At 65.5% G+C, this 15,761-nt stretch carries 14 protein-coding genes and 1 pseudogene; 7 read left to right on the top strand and 8 right to left on the bottom strand.

Annotation, left to right across the window (positions count from 1 at the left end):
* Both DIE04_RS27660 and DIE04_RS27655 read left to right on the top strand, forming a co-directional pair.
* On the top strand, positions 1–447 hold a 447-nt coding region (locus DIE04_RS27660; RefSeq protein ID WP_148091654.1), incomplete at its 5' end, for an alpha-E domain-containing protein.
* An 8-nt stretch (positions 448–455) separates the two neighbouring features.
* Complete coding sequence (locus tag DIE04_RS27655; RefSeq protein ID WP_124520997.1) at positions 456–1,259, top strand: transglutaminase family protein; 804 nt, start codon at positions 456–458, stop codon at positions 1,257–1,259.
* A gap of 241 nt (positions 1,260–1,500) precedes the next feature.
* Here the strand turns inward: DIE04_RS27655 and DIE04_RS27650 are convergent, their stop codons facing one another.
* Complete coding sequence (locus DIE04_RS27650) at positions 1,501–1,572, bottom strand: hypothetical protein (RefSeq protein WP_409333463.1); 72 nt, start codon at positions 1,570–1,572, stop codon at positions 1,501–1,503.
* A 174-nt stretch (positions 1,573–1,746) separates the two neighbouring features.
* On the opposite strand from DIE04_RS27650, the pseudogene DIE04_RS27645 reads away from it, so the two are divergent.
* Positions 1,747–1,875: pseudogene (locus DIE04_RS27645) on the top strand (IS256 family transposase); the annotation flags it as partial.
* 515 nt (positions 1,876–2,390) lie between these two features.
* On the opposite strand, the gene DIE04_RS27640 reads toward DIE04_RS27645, so the two are convergent.
* A complete protein-coding gene (locus tag DIE04_RS27640; RefSeq protein ID WP_124520996.1) occupies positions 2,391–3,509 on the bottom strand; it encodes a helix-turn-helix transcriptional regulator in 1,119 nt (372 codons plus the stop codon).
* A 239-nt stretch (positions 3,510–3,748) separates the two neighbouring features.
* Here DIE04_RS27640 and DIE04_RS27635 point away from each other — a divergent pair, with 239 nt between their 5' ends.
* Positions 3,749–5,830: a hypothetical protein gene (locus tag DIE04_RS27635; protein WP_124487135.1), complete on the top strand. Its 2,082-nt coding sequence runs from the start codon at positions 3,749–3,751 to the stop codon at positions 5,828–5,830.
* A gap of 267 nt (positions 5,831–6,097) precedes the next feature.
* Here the strand turns inward: DIE04_RS27635 and DIE04_RS27625 are convergent, their stop codons facing one another.
* The 5 genes from DIE04_RS27625 to DIE04_RS27605 all read right to left on the bottom strand — a co-directional run bounded on the left by DIE04_RS27625 (position 6,098) and on the right by DIE04_RS27605 (position 11,165).
* Positions 6,098–7,183, bottom strand: a complete 1,086-nt coding sequence (locus DIE04_RS27625; protein ID WP_124520995.1) for a YncE family protein — start codon at positions 7,181–7,183, stop codon at positions 6,098–6,100.
* A gap of 91 nt (positions 7,184–7,274) precedes the next feature.
* Complete coding sequence (locus tag DIE04_RS27620) at positions 7,275–8,531, bottom strand: MFS transporter (RefSeq protein ID WP_124520993.1); 1,257 nt, start codon at positions 8,529–8,531, stop codon at positions 7,275–7,277.
* Positions 8,518–8,946: a chromate resistance protein ChrB domain-containing protein gene (locus DIE04_RS27615; protein ID WP_044847518.1), complete on the bottom strand. Its 429-nt coding sequence runs from the start codon at positions 8,944–8,946 to the stop codon at positions 8,518–8,520. The genes DIE04_RS27620 and DIE04_RS27615 overlap by 14 nt, the downstream gene beginning before the upstream one ends.
* Before the next feature lie 66 nt (positions 8,947–9,012).
* Positions 9,013–10,191, bottom strand: coding sequence for a chromate transporter (locus DIE04_RS27610; RefSeq protein ID WP_124520992.1), 1,179 nt, complete (start codon positions 10,189–10,191; stop codon positions 9,013–9,015).
* Complete coding sequence (locus DIE04_RS27605; protein ID WP_185500435.1) at positions 10,188–11,165, bottom strand: chromate resistance protein ChrB domain-containing protein; 978 nt, start codon at positions 11,163–11,165, stop codon at positions 10,188–10,190. Before DIE04_RS27605 ends, DIE04_RS27610 begins: the two co-directional genes overlap by 4 nt.
* A 185-nt stretch (positions 11,166–11,350) precedes the next feature.
* Between DIE04_RS27605 and DIE04_RS27600 the strand changes: the two genes are divergently transcribed.
* Genes DIE04_RS27600 through DIE04_RS27590 form a run of 3 tightly spaced genes read left to right on the top strand, consistent with a single transcriptional unit; the run spans position 11,351 to position 13,109 of the window.
* The gene (locus tag DIE04_RS27600; protein ID WP_044847515.1) at positions 11,351–11,623 is read left to right on the top strand and encodes a metal/formaldehyde-sensitive transcriptional repressor; all 273 of its coding nucleotides are present in this window, start codon (positions 11,351–11,353) and stop codon (positions 11,621–11,623) included.
* Between the two features lie 11 nt (positions 11,624–11,634).
* Positions 11,635–12,930: a CDF family Co(II)/Ni(II) efflux transporter DmeF gene (dmeF, locus tag DIE04_RS27595; RefSeq protein WP_124520990.1), complete on the top strand. Its 1,296-nt coding sequence runs from the start codon at positions 11,635–11,637 to the stop codon at positions 12,928–12,930.
* 2 nt (positions 12,931–12,932) lie between these two features.
* A complete protein-coding gene (locus tag DIE04_RS27590) occupies positions 12,933–13,109 on the top strand; it encodes a DUF1289 domain-containing protein (protein ID WP_185500436.1) in 177 nt (58 codons plus the stop codon).
* Between the two features lie 276 nt (positions 13,110–13,385).
* On the opposite strand, the gene DIE04_RS27585 is transcribed toward DIE04_RS27590, so the two are convergent.
* Positions 13,386–15,533 (bottom strand): TonB-dependent siderophore receptor, encoded by a 2,148-nt coding sequence (locus DIE04_RS27585; protein ID WP_185500434.1) that lies wholly within the window; start codon positions 15,531–15,533, stop codon positions 13,386–13,388.
* Between the last annotated feature and the right edge of the window lie 228 nt (positions 15,534–15,761).

The following is a 15,761-nucleotide window of genomic DNA, read 5'->3' as shown; positions in this document are numbered from 1 at the left end:
TTCGTCGAGCGGGCCGACAACACCGCGCGGATCCTCGACGTGAAATACCACCTGCTGCTGCCGTCGGTGTCGCACGTAGGCACGATCCTCGATACCAACCACTGGGAATCGATCCTGCGGTCGGTCGAGGCGAACAACTCGTACCGCTGGGTGTACGGTGTGCAGTACAAGCCGCTGAACATCGCGGACTACCTGGTCCTGAACGGCCGCATGCCGCGCTCGCTGCGCTATTGCTACGGACGCGTCATGTCGAGTCTCAACTTGCTCGTGAAAGAACATGGCATCGCTCACGCGTGCCACGGCACCGCCGCACAGACGCTCACGATGCTTTCCGACAGTACGATCGAACGAGTCTTCAAGAACGGCCTGCACGAGTTCCTGACCGGCTTCATTCGGCGCAACCAGCGACTGGGGCTCGAAATCGCCCAGGCCTACAACTTCGATTGAGCACTGCAATGCATATCGGGATCACCCATACCCTGCGTTATACCGTCGACGAGCCGTTGCAGCTGGCATTGCGGCGCCTTCGACTGCGACCGTCGTCGAATCCCGGTCAGACGGTCGGGCACTGGGAATTGCTTGCAAACGACATGCAGCCGGCATTGTCGTACATCGACGGATTTGGCAACCATGTCGACCTTGTGTGTCACTCAAACGATCACAAGGAGATCGTCATCGTTTCACGCGGCGAAGTGACGACGCACAACAAGGATGGTGTGATCGGCACTGCAGACGATCGTACGAATCCGTGGCTGTTCCTGCGCGAGTCGCCTCTCACGCGTCCCGGAGACTCGCTGATGGAGCTTGCCTCCGCCCTGAAGAGCACGCAAAACCGTCTTCTGCAACTACACGAGTTGATGGACATCGTGCACGATCGTCTCGCACCCGGGCCGGAGAATTGCGACGACGCCACCGATGCAGAAGCTGCGTGGATCAGTTCCCACGGGACCTGTCGCGATCATGCTCATGTATTCATCGCGGTGGCGCGTCGGCTCGGCATTCCCGCGCGCTTCACTTCCGGCTATCTGATAGGCGACGACGGAATCCAGGCAATCGATCATGCGTGGGCTGAAGTCTACGTCGACCATCTCGGTTGGATCGGCTTCGATCCGGCGAACAATCTCTGTCCCGACGAACACTACGTGAAACTGGCGACTGGCATCGACGCTTGCGGCGCCGCGCCGGTCACCTGCATCCAGTCGAACTCGGGCGCTGAAACGCTGACCGCCGAGATTGCGGTCACACTGTCGGCTCGCTGAGTCGATCGACGGAAATTTCAGTACTCGCCCGATGACGCAAACGACCCGCAGCCTGCTATCGGGCTGCGACTTGCCGGATTCGATCGATGCTATCGACTGCTATCGCGCTCGCGCGCTAGACAAGGGTCTCGACATTCTCGAACGCCTGGCGTCGGCTACCGGTTGTGACGCGCCTTGCCCCAGTGAGCAGGACCAACGCGCTGCTTCGCTATTCAGCGAGCGAGCGACGAAGCAAATGACGTCAGAACAAGAGCCCCAGCATTGCCGCCTTGACCGCGGCCTCGGTCTTGTTGGCCGAATTCAATTTGCGCATTGCATTGACGAGGTGAAATTTCACGGTCCGTTCGACGCCATGCCATGGCGCCGCCAGCGCTCCATCGGTTCGATGGTGAGTCGCGGGCCGATCCAGCCGTGCGCCAGACGTGCTGTCCGCCCCCTCAGCCTCGCGCACCACGCCTGGATCCGCCGCAGGCGCAAATGTCGGCACGCGCTCGTGCCGATCCGGTTGGCCTTGCGCAACGTCGTTGCCAAGTGGACAGGCTCCCGGCACGCCTGGAGAAGCGTGATGCCGCAGCTTGCATTGCTTTGCCCGGAACGACTCAGCATCGGAGTCTGAGTTTTAACCCGCCTCACACACGAAATTCCGGATACCTCCCATACCAAATCACCCCGGCCGCCGTGCTGGCCGTGGCCGAGCGCTCATCTGTTCGTCGTCCTGCTGGAGCGGACGCCATTGGGGCAATTGGAGCAGCCCTGAAAACACCGGGAATATGGCCGGCATGTGTGCAGCGAGTGTGCACACCAGCCATCTCGCCGTCGCGCGTCGCGACAGCCGATCAGAGGTCGGCATGGCCGCGTCGGCGAGCGAATGGGACAGGAACTGAAATCAAAAAAGGCCCCGACAATGGCCGTGAAACTTGCCGGGGCTAACGAACCATGCAAATTGCATGGGACGAGGAAGTATCGCGTCCATCGTATAGCCGCCAATGATTGAGCAGCACCACCGAGTTCCGACGAATTCTCATCGGGTTCAGCCAAGATCCTGCTCGAGGAACGCGGATGTCCTCCACCGGCAAGCTTAAAAAATGCAAAGGCGTTTTGACCGCTGCCCCGCTCGCTGTTTTCGAGGTATCAATCCGTGCGCTTGTGTTGCGGTAGGACCCACAGCATCCGACCGACCGCTTCAGCCTGATTCCGCGAGTGGGTCTTTTCATAGATCGCACGCAACTGGCTGCGAACCGTCGCAAGCGACACGCCGGCGCTCGCCGCACATTCGTCGGGCGTCTTGCCGCTGATCAACGCTTCCGCGACCGCGGCTTCGGCGCTCGACAAGCCGAACGATTGCCGCAGCTGTTGTGCGACGACGAGCGGGGCGCCGCTGCGTCGCCTGACCGTGATCAGTATCGTCGCATCGCCGAACGTGGCATGGAGCGCCTGTCCGGACAATGCCGCGATGCCGAGAAAAATCTCGTGCGCCGCGGCCAACGTGCCGGACAGGGCAAGACTCTCGCTCTTGCGGGTCTTCGCGACGCGCGCCAGCGCCGCCTTGAGTGCCTCGTTCTGGGGCGCGCTCGTCGCGCTCAGGTGCCCGTTCTCGAGCTTGAGGCAGGTGGTGGCGCGCAGCATCGACTCGGCCGCCTGGTTGACGAACTGGACGCGCGCGTGCCGGTCGAGCGCAAAGACGGCGAGGCCCAGCTCCTCCATCAGTTCGGCGCCGAGCGTGGCGTCGCGATGCAGCACTCGCGCGTCTTGCCACAGGTTGATCGAGCGCTGCAGATGCCCGGCCATACCGGTCAGGGTCGCGCGTTCTTCTGAAGAATAGGGTGTGCGGCCGTGCGCGCGCAGTAACCCGAGCAGAATGTTGTCGCTGCCGGGGCGCGCGAAGCGAATCCCCATCAGGTAGCGAAATCCAGACGGAATCTGATAGTCCTGGAAGAACTCGCTGCGTTCGACGTCGCGCTCGGTCAGGTGATCCTGACAACAAACGAATTCGCCGAGCGGTGCGTTCTCGACGAAGCCGCGGCGCGGATCGAGCGCGCCGTAATACTGATCGTAGAGCGCGATGATCTCGTCGAATTCCGCGCGCGGCGAATAGATCGAGAATTTCGGGGCATTGCGCGCGACGTCCCAACTGAACATGTGAAATACGTCTGCGCCGAGCGATTCGGATACCCGGTGAAAAACTTCCAGAAAACCGTCCGGATGCAGCGCGGCCTCATAGAGGTCCCCGATGAGTTGGTCTCGTTGCATGTGTTCACCCCGTCGCTTCGCGATCTTCGTATTCTGATTTTGTCTGACGATATTGCTTCGAATACCGAATTTTTTTCAGGCTAACACAGGTTATTTGCATTTCATGCCCTGTTATTTCCCGATTTTCATTCACCTGAATGATGATCGAGCAAATCGTCTTTGCGAGAATCCTCGCCATTCAGCGTGCACGGGCAATGTATGTGACACGCATCAACCAGAAGGGGCTCGGGGGAAACGCAATGAAACTCACACCTGTCGTATCCGGTATTGCAGTGCTTGTCCTGTCGGCTTGTGGCGGCGGCAGCGATTCCTCCTCGCCACCCGCACCGCCCGCCGCGCAGACGGTCAGCGGGGTCGCGGCCGCCGGCGCCGCGATGCAGGCCGCCACCGTGAAACTGGTCGATGCGACCGGCAAAGCGGTCGACTGCCCGGCCGATGCGTCGACCGGCGCGTTTCAATGCACGGTGACCGGCCTGACCGCGCCTTTCGCGTTGTCCGCATACGGCAACGTCGCCGACTCGCAGGCCACGCTGATCGCACTCAGCGCCACGGCCGGCACGCAGACGATCAACATCACGCCGATCACGAACGCGATTGCCGCCACGATCGTCGGCGACAACCCGACCAAGCTGCTGGCCGATACCGGTTTGCTGCAAAGCAAGGTCACGGCCCAGGCCGTCGCCAGCACGGTGCAAGCCTATTCGTCGGCGCTGGCCGACCTGCTGGCCGCCACCGGCAATGCGGGCGTCGACCTGATTTCCGGCCCGTTGACGGCGGGCGCGCCGGGTCTCGACCGGCTGCTCGACCAGATCAAGATCAACGTCCTGCCGGATGGCGGCGTCCAGATCAGCTCGGTGGCGGGCGCGTCCAGCGATACGCCGGTGCAGCTTCAGCTCGCGCCCGGCGTCGCGCCGCAGGCGAGCGACAAGGCCAGCCTGCCGGCCGCCGCGACCATCAATGGCGCGGTGGTGTCGAACCTGCCGAGCGCCAGCGATCTGGCGGCATTGCAGAGCGCGCTCAACCAGTGCTTCGCCGGTTCGACCGGCGCTGCGCGCACGGGCGGCAGCGTATCGGCATGCGGCCGGATCTTCGTCGACGACGTCGCGTCCGGCGCACTGAATGCAGGCGTGCCTTCCGCGTACCTCAACAACGGGATGTCGGTCGACCAGGAGTTCGGCGCGCCGGCAGGCGGCACGCCGGGCATCGTGGCCGACGATGCGATGAACAACGCGAGCTTCAGCTTGCCGGAAGTCATCCGCGTCGTTGCCAGCGACACGATGTGGGTCAAGCTCGCGTGGACGCGCAGCGACGGGATTCGCGACGGCATGCAGCAGCATGTACAGCTCGCGGTGCGGGCGGGCAGTCTCGCGAACGGCGATACCGGCTGGCGCGTGGTCGGCAATCAGCGCGCGGTGCTGAGCAAGGTCAATGCGAACGCACAGAAGTGGGACTGGCTGAATCCGGCCAATCCGTCGACGGGGACCAACGCGTTCGTCGATTCGCTCAACCTGCAGGTGGGTGCCGTCGACGCGGCCGGCACCGCGGTGGACTTCGCGATCGTCAACGGCCCCGGCTTGCGCAACGGCGTGTTTCTCCAGCCGTCGAGCGGGACCTGCGACACGCTGAACATCCGCGCGCAGATCGCAAGCGGGCAGACGCCGGCGCAACTCGCCGCACTGGCGAAGAACCCGCAGTGCCGCAACAACTTCCGTCTGGCCGGCGTCGCGCAGGACCCGGCCAACCAGGGCCTGTTCACGTGGCCCGGCGACGCGCCGCGCAACAATACCGCATGGGCGAAGCCGCAACTGAGCACCGCGGAGCTGGCCGACATCAAGCCGTTCAGCGCCTATACGATCGACATCTACCAGAACGGCAACACGTCGACGCCGGCCCGGCACTACACGGTCCGGCTGCGTACGCCGTCGCCGTCGCCCGACGCGCTGCGCCAGTACGCGTGGCACGATCTGGCGCAGTCCACGCGCGACAAGCTGACGCCGGGCTCCGCCAACACGTTCGCGGGCGGCGCGACCTTCCCGCTGGGCTGGACGTCGAAATCGGGTCTGCCGTTCGTCAAACGCGGCAACGTGCAGATTCGCGCAACCGCGGCCGGGCAGCCGGCGGCGACGTTCGTCAACGGTTCGGCATCGGCGTCGCCGGTCCAGCCGGGCGCCTCGGTCACGCTCAACGTGCCGGGCGACCAGGGCGTCGCGTTCCCGTCGGTGGCCGGCTGGACGGGCAGCGCGGACTTCTCGTTCGTGAACTTGAGCTGGTCCGATCCGGTCGACACGCTCTTCACCGAGGCCTTCGAGTACGACCGGTAACAGGCAGCCGGGTGAATGCGTCCGGCGAGCGCATGGCCGGCGGGGCGATTCGTCGTCCCGTCGGCGGGCAACGATCGACCTGGCCGAGCGCGACGTGTTTTCGTTCGACGGAGAACGCCGCGACCGGATCGTGGGCGGCGTGCCGGCGAGAATCGGTTCGGCCTGACGCGCGGCGGCGGCGCCGACAACCGACAGGCTGCCGATCGTGTCAAATCGAACCGGACGAGATACTGCGTGACGACGGATGCCGCCGATCATGCTCGCCCGTTACGTTCCTGCACCCGGCGGCACCGTGCCGGCCTGTTTTGCCACGCTCCCGGCTTCCATCACGCGCAGCACCGGCCGGCCGCCGACATCCTTCAGCGGGAAATACGAGCGATGCGTGCCCGGATCGACAGCGACGACGTGCGCGTTCGGCCCGAGCCGGCCTTCGCCGATCTTGGCAACGTTCCGGCCCCGGACGCTGAACATCGAAACGATGCCGGCTTCACCGGCAACATACAGCACGTCCGACGCCGAATCGAACGCGAGCACATCCGGGCCGCCGCCGATGTCGAATGCCCGGACGACGTGCCGTGCGCGCATATCGAAGACGAGGAGCGCGTCGTTGTCCTCGCACGCGATGAAGGCGAGGCCGGCGCGCGGCTCGATCAGCAACCCGTGATTGCCTTTCGCACCCGGCAAGTCGAACCGGTCGACGACACGGTCCGTCGCCGGATCGATTTCGACGAGCTGGCGCCGCGTCTGAACGTTCACGAAGATGTGTCGGGAAACCGGGTCGTACTGCGTGTTGCCGGCCTCGCCGTCGAGCGGGATCGTCGCGACGCGCCGGTTGCTGCGGACATCGATGACCGTCTCCGTTTTTCCGTATTCATCGGATACGTACAGCTTGTGCAGGTCGGCCGCATAGGCCATGCCGTCGGGATAATGCCCGCCCGGCATGCGCGCGACGATTTTCAGCGTCGCGGCGTCGATCGCGACGATCTCGTCGGAGCCGGTCGCAGACGCGTAGATGCGCGACAGCGCCGGCACGGCAAGCACGCCATGTACCGACGATACGTCCGCGATCCGGGCGGTCACGCGCGATGCATGCGTATCGAAAACGATCACTTCGCCGTCGCCGAGGTGAGCGATGAAGAGCAGGTTGCGGCTCGGGTCCAGGCTTGCGTAGTCGAGTCGTGTCGCGCGGCCCGGCAACGCGATGTCCGCGACATGCTTCAGCGGCAGGGCGCCGGTCGAGGCGCCTTCGCCCGCGGCGAAGACCCGGTGAATCGGCAGGCCCGACGTGCCGAGCCCGCCTAATAGCGCGACGAGCAGCGGCAGGCCGTAGCGCCAGCGTCCAGGATCCTTCATGATTGCCTCCCGCGACGGCCGCCACCACATTGGCGCGGCGGCATCGCTTTGCATGGTTCCCCGCTCGTTCGCTGTTCGGCCGTGGCCGCGATTACCGTGCCCGGCCGTCGTCCGGTTCGACGTGGCGAAACGCTGCGAGCAGCGAAAGGTCGTACGCGATCTTCAGCGCGCCGCATGCGACCAGCGGCGCACCGAGCCAGCCGAGGCCGAACAGGCCGCCGGCCAAGGTCGGCGCGACAGCGGCCGCGAGGCTGCGCGGGACGGATGTAAAGCTGGCCGCTGCCGGTCGCTCCGCTGGCGTGACGACCGCCATCACATAGGCGGTTCGGGTCGGGACATCCATTTGCGACAGCGCGCTTCGCATCAGCAACAGTGTCAACGTCAGCGGCAACGACGGCGCGAGCGCGGCGCCGATCAGGCAGACGCTCGACGGAATATGCGTGAACACCATCGTGTTCAGCAGGCCGATCCTGCGCGACAGCGGCGCGGCCGCGAGCTGCGAGCCGGCCGAGAGCAGGCCCGCCCAGAAGAAGAACTGGCCGGCCGCGGCGATCGAGAGCCCGAAGCGCTGCATCAACCACAGCGACAGCAGCGAGTTGACGACGAGACCGCCCGCGAATGCGTCGACGCTGAACAGCATCGCCAGCCGCACGACGATCGGGCGTGACGGGCCGAGCGGCGGCGCTGCCTGCGCCGCGCGAACTGCCTGGCGCGGCAGCCGCCGATACAGCATGCAGACGACGACACCCGTGGCCGCATAGACCAGAAACATGCCGCGCATCGCGCCCAGCGTCGAGATTCCGGTATGTGACGCAACCGCGATCGGCAGGCCGGCCGCGAGGGATCCGAGCGCTGCCGATACGGCGCCGACGAGGCTGTAGCGGGCGAACAGCGCCGTGCGAGCGTCGCCGTCGGCGGCTTGCGCCAGGCGCGACTGTTCGAGCGGCAGAAACAGGCTGACGTCGCCGGAACTCGGATTGAGCGTGCCGGCGAAGGCGATGACGAACAGCGGCCACAATGTGGAGACGCTCGCGAAGCCGATGCCCGTCGCCGCCATCAATGCCGCCGCGAGCGTCAGCATGCGGCGCTGCGTGAAGCGGCTCGCGAGCATGCCGACCGCGATCGTCGCGATGGCGGAACCCGTCAACGTCGTGGTACCGATCAGGCCGACATCCAGTTGCGACAGCCCGAGCGACAGCAGATACGCGGGCAGCAGCACGGCAATGAATCCATCGCAGAAACCGCGCATGCCGCGGCTGGCGAGGATGAGCCATGCGGCCTCGTCCGCGCCCGCCGGCAGCATCCGGCTGGCGAGCGTCGACGCGCGGCGGCTGCTAGGGACGTGCATCACGCCGGCACCACGCGTAGAGCGCGTCGTACATCACCATGCCGTGCCGCAGTTGCTCGTGATCGTCGGCGAAGTGTCCGGACAGGCCGATCGAGATCGCGTACAGCCCGGCCGATTCCGGCGCGAGATCGAGCCGTCCGGTATCGGCGCCGCGCACGATCGCGGCGAGCTTGAGCAGCGCCGGGGCGTCGAGCCGGTAGCGGTCGAGAAACGCATCGAAGCTGCAGCGTTCACCATGATGGCCCAGCTCGACGCCCGGCACGTCATAGGGCACCGCGCCCGTTTCGTCCGCCAGTCGCAGGACGTCCGGACCCGGGACGTAGAGAAATTCCGGCGCATCGTCGATGAACCGCGCAATCAGCCACGGACATGCGATGCGGTCGACCTTCGGCCGTTCGCGCGTAATCCATTTCACGGCACGCCTCCTGTATGGCGGACGAACGTCGTCCGATGCGTCACGGCCGCCTCCCGGCAATGCGGCTCAATGATGGAGCAGCGGGTAGGCCACGAGCCCGACGAGCGCGGCAGCCGTGACGACGACCGGCTCCTGCAACTTCTTGAAACGCCACAACAGCAGCACGGTCGCGACCGCGAGCAGCGCGGTCGGCAGGTCGACGATCGAGCGTTTCGCGATGACGAGGACGGAGCCGGTGATCGCCCCGACGGCTGCGGCGGTGATGCCGTCGACGAACGCCTTGACGCCCGGACGGTGCCCGTACTTCTTCACGTAAGGTGCGGGGATGACCGTGAACAGATAGCAAGGCAGGAACGTGCCGAGTGCGGCGACGAGTGCGCCCGGGAAGCCCGCCACGAGATACCCGATGAAGCCGACCGTGATCACGACCGGGCCGGGCGTGATCATCGCGACCGCCACGGCATCCACGAACTGCTTGTCGTTCAGCCAGTGATGTTCGGTGACGACGCCGCCATAAAGGAACGGCACGATCGCCAGCCCGGAGCCGAACACGAACGCGCCGGCCTTCATGAAGAACGCGCCGATCTGAACGAGCTGCGGCAGGTCGATGCCGCTCAATATGCCGCTGGCTGCCGGCAGGTTGGCGGCGGCAACCGCGTTCAGCCCGCCGCGCTGCAGCCACTTGGGCGGCGCACGCCACAGCCAGCCGATCAGGCCCGCGACCACGAACAGCCACGCGATTTCCGATTCCGTGATGAAGGTCACGGCGGCAAGCGTGACGAAGATCGCCCAGAGCAGCTTGTCGTGGCCGACGGTTTTCGTCGTGAGCTTGTAGGCGCTCATCGCGATGATGCCGACCACCGCGGCGCCGACGCCGTAGAAGACGGCCTGCATCCAGGACAGCCCGCCGAAATGTGAGTACGCGAAGCCGAGCGCAACCACCATCAGGAACGACGGCAGCACGAACGCGAAGCCGACGAGCGTCGCACCGAGCAGGCGGTAGTGCACGAAGCCCAGATAGATCGCGAGCTGGGCCGCCATCGGCCCCGGTGCGAGCTGGGCCAGCGTGAGCCCTTCCTTGTAGTCGGCTTCCGTGATCCAGCCGCGACGCTCGACCAGGTCGCGACGCATGTAGCCTGCGAGCGCGACCGGCCCGCCGAAGCCGAACGTGCCGAGACGCAGCATGTAGGCGACCAGCTGGCCAAGTGTGTAGGTCGGTTCGGTGGTGGCGATGGAGGTGGTCATGATCTGGCCGCGGTTTGGTTTTTGCCGTTCGACGTGAAGTGTGCGTACAGGGCGTCGAGCACGGCGCCCATCTGCTCGAGCAACCGGTCGTCGTTCTCTGCCTGCTGGCGCGTGCCGGCCATCACGGCCTCGAAGCCGATCGCTTCGGGCGCCGCGGGGCCGCCCACGTCGAGCGCATGCACGATGTCGCCGAGCCGCATCAGCGCGGGGTCGTTGTCGAGCCCGAAACTCGCCAGCAGCACCTCGAACGTCACGCGCTCGCCGACATGCGTAAACGTCGCGCCGTCGAAATCGAAGCCCAGCGCGTCGGCCGGGCAATCCGCCGGCGACGCGAGCCAGACGAAGCGGGCGCGTGCGTCGATGAAGCGGCGGATCAGCCAGGCACTGGCGACGCGATCGACCCACATCCGCTGCCGCGTCGCCCAGGTGCGGCCCAGAAATTCGCCGATCGCCAGCGGCCGGATCGCGCGGTCCGCGGCGTGCGGTTCGCCCGGCGACAGCACGGTGTCGACCAGCGCGACGAAATCCTGCAGCGCGACTTCGGCGCGGGTGGCCGAGTCGCCCGGGAAATAGTCGATCGCACGGATGGCGTCGAAATCCTTGCGCATGCGGCGCAGCAAGCGCGTCAGTTCGGAGGCCGACTGTCCGGCGAGGGTCTTGCGGGCGTCCGCAAGGGCCTGGATAAAGGCGGCGTCGTCTTCCCCGCGATCGAAGAGCGCGCGGAATTCCCGCTCCTGCGACGCATCGAGACTCGGCGCGCGCAACAGGTGAGCGCTGCCGCCGCTGTCGGCAATCGCGTCCGCGAGCTCGCCCAGCATCCGTTCATGCGCTTCCGACTGGGGCAGCAGGTAGACGCCGTCGCGCAGCACCGCGCAGCCTTTTGCCTTGAGCGCGCGCCAGAACCGCATGCGAGCCGTCGCGTTCTGCGTGGGAAGGGTCAGCACGAGGAGCGACCATGTCGTAAGTGGATTCATGTAGCAAATGCTACTCATGCGTTACGAGTTCTACAAGTTAACTTTGGCGGCTGCTGCGGTGACTGGCGGCCGGGCGGCCTGCGAGGCGCGCGTCATTCGTCTGGTTTTTCCGGGAAAATACCCCCTCCCCCTATATGGAAACGCGATTTGATATATAGTCCCCCCCGGTATATGAAGGGACCACCATGAGCCACACCATCCAGGAAAAGCAGAAGCTGCTGAACCGTGTCCGCCGGATCAAAGGGCAGGTCGAAGCGATCGAACGCGCGCTCGAGGACGAGCGCGGTTGCAACGAAATCCTCCGCCTCATCACGAGCGGTCGCGGCGCAATGAACGGCCTGCTCGCGGTCGTGCTCGAGGATCACATCCGCAGCCATCTGGTCGACGCCGAAGGTCACGACGACGAAGGCAGCGCGACCGAACAGCTGATCGAAGTCGTGCACAGCTACTTCAAGTAACCGGAGGCGGAATGAACAGCTTCAGCAACGACGCATTCGGCGCAGGGCACGACCACATCTTTCTCGGCGCCGCGCACGAGCAGAACGAACGCCGGACCTGGATGGTCATCGCGCTGTGCGCGGCGATGATGGTGGCGGAGATCGTCGGCGGGTCACTGTTCGGTTCGCTGGCACTGATCGCGGACGGCCTGCACATGTCGACGCACGCGGGCGCGATGCTGATCGCCGCGCTCGCCTATACCTATGCGCGCAAGCATGCGCGCGACCCGCGCTTCGTGTTCGGCACGGGCAAGCTCGGCGATCTCGCGGGTTTCACGAGCGCGATCGTGCTCGCGATGATCGCGCTGCTGATCGGGTACGAGGCGGTCGCACGCCTGCTCGCACCGGTCCCGATTCATTTCGGCGAGGCGATTCCGATCGCGGTTGCCGGCTTGCTCGTCAACATCGCGAGCGTGTGGCTGCTGAGCGGCGACCATCATGGCCACGGTCATGGTCATCATCACGGGCATCATCACGGGCATGGTCATGACGATCACGACGATCACGCGCACGACCACGAAGCGGAAGCGCGCCAGATCTTCGATCGGCAGGGCGTATTCGTCGTGTCGGTGTTCGAGGAAGGCGTCCCGCCGGTGTTCCGCGTCGCGCCTGCGACGCACGAGACGAAGCTCGTCGATGCGAGCGCGGTGTCGGTGACGACGATCCGCCCGGACGGCAGCCGTCAGGCGTTCGCGATGCAAAGTCGCGGCGGCTATCTGGAGTCGACCGAAGCCATTCCCGAGCCGCATGAATTCAACGCGATCGTCCGGCTGAACGGCCGCGAGCACGAACTGGCGTTCGAGGAGCACGACCACGGCACGTCCGCGGCGGCGGCGCGCGATCACAACATGCGCTCCGCGTACATCCACGTGATCGCCGACGCGGCCGTCTCCGTCCTGACGATCGTCGGGCTGCTGCTCGCGCGGGCGTTCGGCTGGGTCTGGATGGATCCGCTGGCCGGCATCATCGGCGCGCTGGTGATCGCGAACTGGTCGTACGGCCTGATGCGCGATACGGGCGGGATCCTGCTCGACATGAATTCGGATCGCCGCCTGACGGACAACGTGCGCGGTGCGATCGAAGGCACGGGCGACCGGGTCGGCGACCTGCATGTGTGGCGGCTCGGGCCGGGACACATGAGCGCGGTCGTGTCGGTGGTGACAGACGATCCGAAGCGCGATGCGCGCTTCTATCACGGCGTGCTGCAGCGGTTCAGGAACCTGTCGCACGTGACCGTCGAAGTCGTGCCCGCGACGCGAGGGCGATGAGCATGGCGGTCAAGTCCCCTTGCGTCGACGTGTGTTCGTTCGACGGTCGCACCGGCTATTGCGTGGCATGCCTGCGAACGCGCGACGAAGCGCGCGACTGGAAGAAGATGACGGATCACCGGCGCCATCAGATCGTGAACGACCGCGCGCGGCGGCATGCGAAGCTGACGCGGGCTTGAGGTCGAGGTATGCGCGAAGTCGCGCGTACGGCCGCAGCAGATCGAACGCGCGGCGGACGGGACGGAGGATCGGGGCGATGCGCGTGCCGACCGCGTCGCTTGCATCAACCGGTCCCGCCACGCCGGTGCATGCCCGACGAACGCGTTTGCCGGACGATGTACGCCGTCCGCGTGCCGTCACGCGGATCAGGACGCTCGTGATCCGGTATTGCCGAGGCGGCGGTCGGTGACGGATCGTCGATCCGCCCGGCACGCCTCGTCGGGACTGCGCCGCTTCTACATCTCGTATCGCAACGTCGCCATGACGCTGCGCGGCGCCCCCGGCATGTTGAGGTTCGGGTTCGAGCCGTGGGCCGACACGATGTAGCCCTTGTTGAACAGGTTGTAGAGGTTCAACTGGAGCGACATCGGCCCGTGCGCATACCAGGCCATCATGTCGGCCGTCACGTAACCCGGCAGCGTCACCGTGTTCTGCGGATCGGCCATGCGCGCGCCGACGAGGTTCAGGCCGCCGCCAACGCCGAAGCCGCTGCCGAGATTCTTGGTGAGCCACAGGTTGCCGGAGTGGCGCGGGGTCAGGGTGGCGCGCTTGCCCTGCAACGCGGCCGTCGACTGGGTGACGGTGGCATCGAGGTAGGCATAGCCCGCGAGCACGCGCCAGCCGTGGCCGAGTTCTGCAGCCCCGCTGAGTTCCACGCCGTCGGTCCGCTGCTCGCCGATCGGAATCAGCGCCGTGTTGCTTGCATTGGCGACCTTGATGTTGCTGCGGTCGAGCCGGAACACCGAGATCGTCGTGGTGGCCTTGCCGCCGAGCCAGTCGTACTTCGCGCCGATCTCGGTGTTGGTCGTGGTTTCCGGAGCGAGTTCGGCATTGTTGGCCGCCAGCGAGAACGCTTCGCCGGAAGGCTGGAACGAGCGGCTCCACGACACGTAGTACGACTGCGTTCGGGTGGGCTGCCAGACGAGACCCACGCGCGGGCTCCACGCCGTATCGGTGCGCGACAGGCCCGGCTGCTTCGGACGGCGGTCGAGCGTCTCCTGCTCGAAGCGATCGTAGCGGATGCCGAGCAGCGCCTTCCACTGCTCGTTGAAGCTGATCAGGTCCTGCGTGTAGAACCCGAGGGTCTTGAAGATGCCGAGGTTGTTGGCCGTCGGCGTGGTCGACGTGTGCAGCGGCAGCGTCGGAAGGGCGGGCGCGAACAGGTCGAAATTCATCGGCTTGCCGTTCGCGCCGGTGACGGGCGCCGAGTAGCTGACGAGATCCTTGTTCTGCTGGCCGAATTCCATCCCGTACAGCAACTCGTGCTTCATGCCGTACAGCGTGGCCTTCTGCGTGAGATCGGTCTGGTTGAACCAGCCGTGTTCCTCGCGATAGACGTTGCCGTGATTCAGCGTGAACGTCCGGGCCGCCTCGTTGACGCTGCCGACCAGCGTGTTGTTCCGGTCGAGCGAGTAGTGATAGTAGCGGGTGGCGTTCCGGATCGACCATTGGTCGTTGAACTCGTGCTTGATCGTCGCGGTACTCGAATAGACCCGCGATCGCGTATAGTCCACGTCGCCGGCGTTCGCCGCGCCGTAATACGCGGATGCCGGCACGTCGACCGGTCGTCCGTGATAGGCCGGAATGCCGAAGTCCGTCACGCGACGATCTTCGAGGTAGTCCGCCTGCAGCAGGACCGTCGTCTTCGGCGCGATGCGAAACTCGAACGACGGCGCGACCGCCGTGCGATTCAGGAACTGTTGCGAGCGATAGCTCTTCGCTTCCTCGTGTGCCCCGGTGATCCGGAAGGCGGCCGCGCCGTTCGCGAGGACGCGCCCGACGTCGGCTTCAACTCGGCGATCGGCCCACGAACCGTAGCTGATCCCGAAGTTGGTCACGTCGATCCCGGGTTTTTTCGTCACGCGATTGATCAGTCCACCTGACGATCCGCGGCCGTAAAGAACGGCAGCCGGGCCCTTGACCACTTCCACCCGGTCGACGTTCGAGAGATCCCGGAAATACAGGGCATCGTCGCGAATGCCGTCGACGAACTGATCGGCAATCGCGGAGAAGCCGCGAATGGTGACCTGGTCGCGCTGGCCGTCGCCGGTCGAGAACCCGACGCCCGCGACGTTCTTCAGCACGTCCTGCAGCGAGTTCGCATGCTGGTCGCGCATCACTTCGGCCGTGACCACGTTCACCGTCTGCGGGATATCGCGCAGCGGCGCGTCGATCCTGGTGGCGCTGACCGCGTTCGTCGGGTTGTAGCCTTCGCCCGGATCGCGGAGCGCGCTGGCGCTCACCGATACGGCCGGCAACACGTCGGTGGCCGTGCCGGTCGGCGCACTTGCGTTTTCCTGTGCGAAGGCCGCGCCGACCATGATCGGCTGGCATGCGATGGCGGCCAGAATGGCCCGTCGCGCCGGGTGCAACACGTGTTTCATTTCCCAACCTGCCATGTGTAATGATTCGTAATCTCGAAACGCGACGCATTATCATTTGAAAGGAAGTAAGGGTCAACAAGTGTTGCGCGATAACCGGGATTCTGGTTTTTGTCTGATGTTTGCTGACGCCGAAGGATGCGTTCGTGCCGGATCCGGACGAGCACGGCGTGCGGCCAGGCAATGACGGCGGGTGAAGCGCCAGCGGGGCGCGTCGCGCGGGGAGGTTCG

The organism is Burkholderia sp. Bp8994 (assembly GCF_003853805.1).
GTDB lineage: Bacteria > Pseudomonadota > Gammaproteobacteria > Burkholderiales > Burkholderiaceae > Burkholderia.
This window is presented reverse-complemented; position numbering and strand designations above follow the sequence as displayed.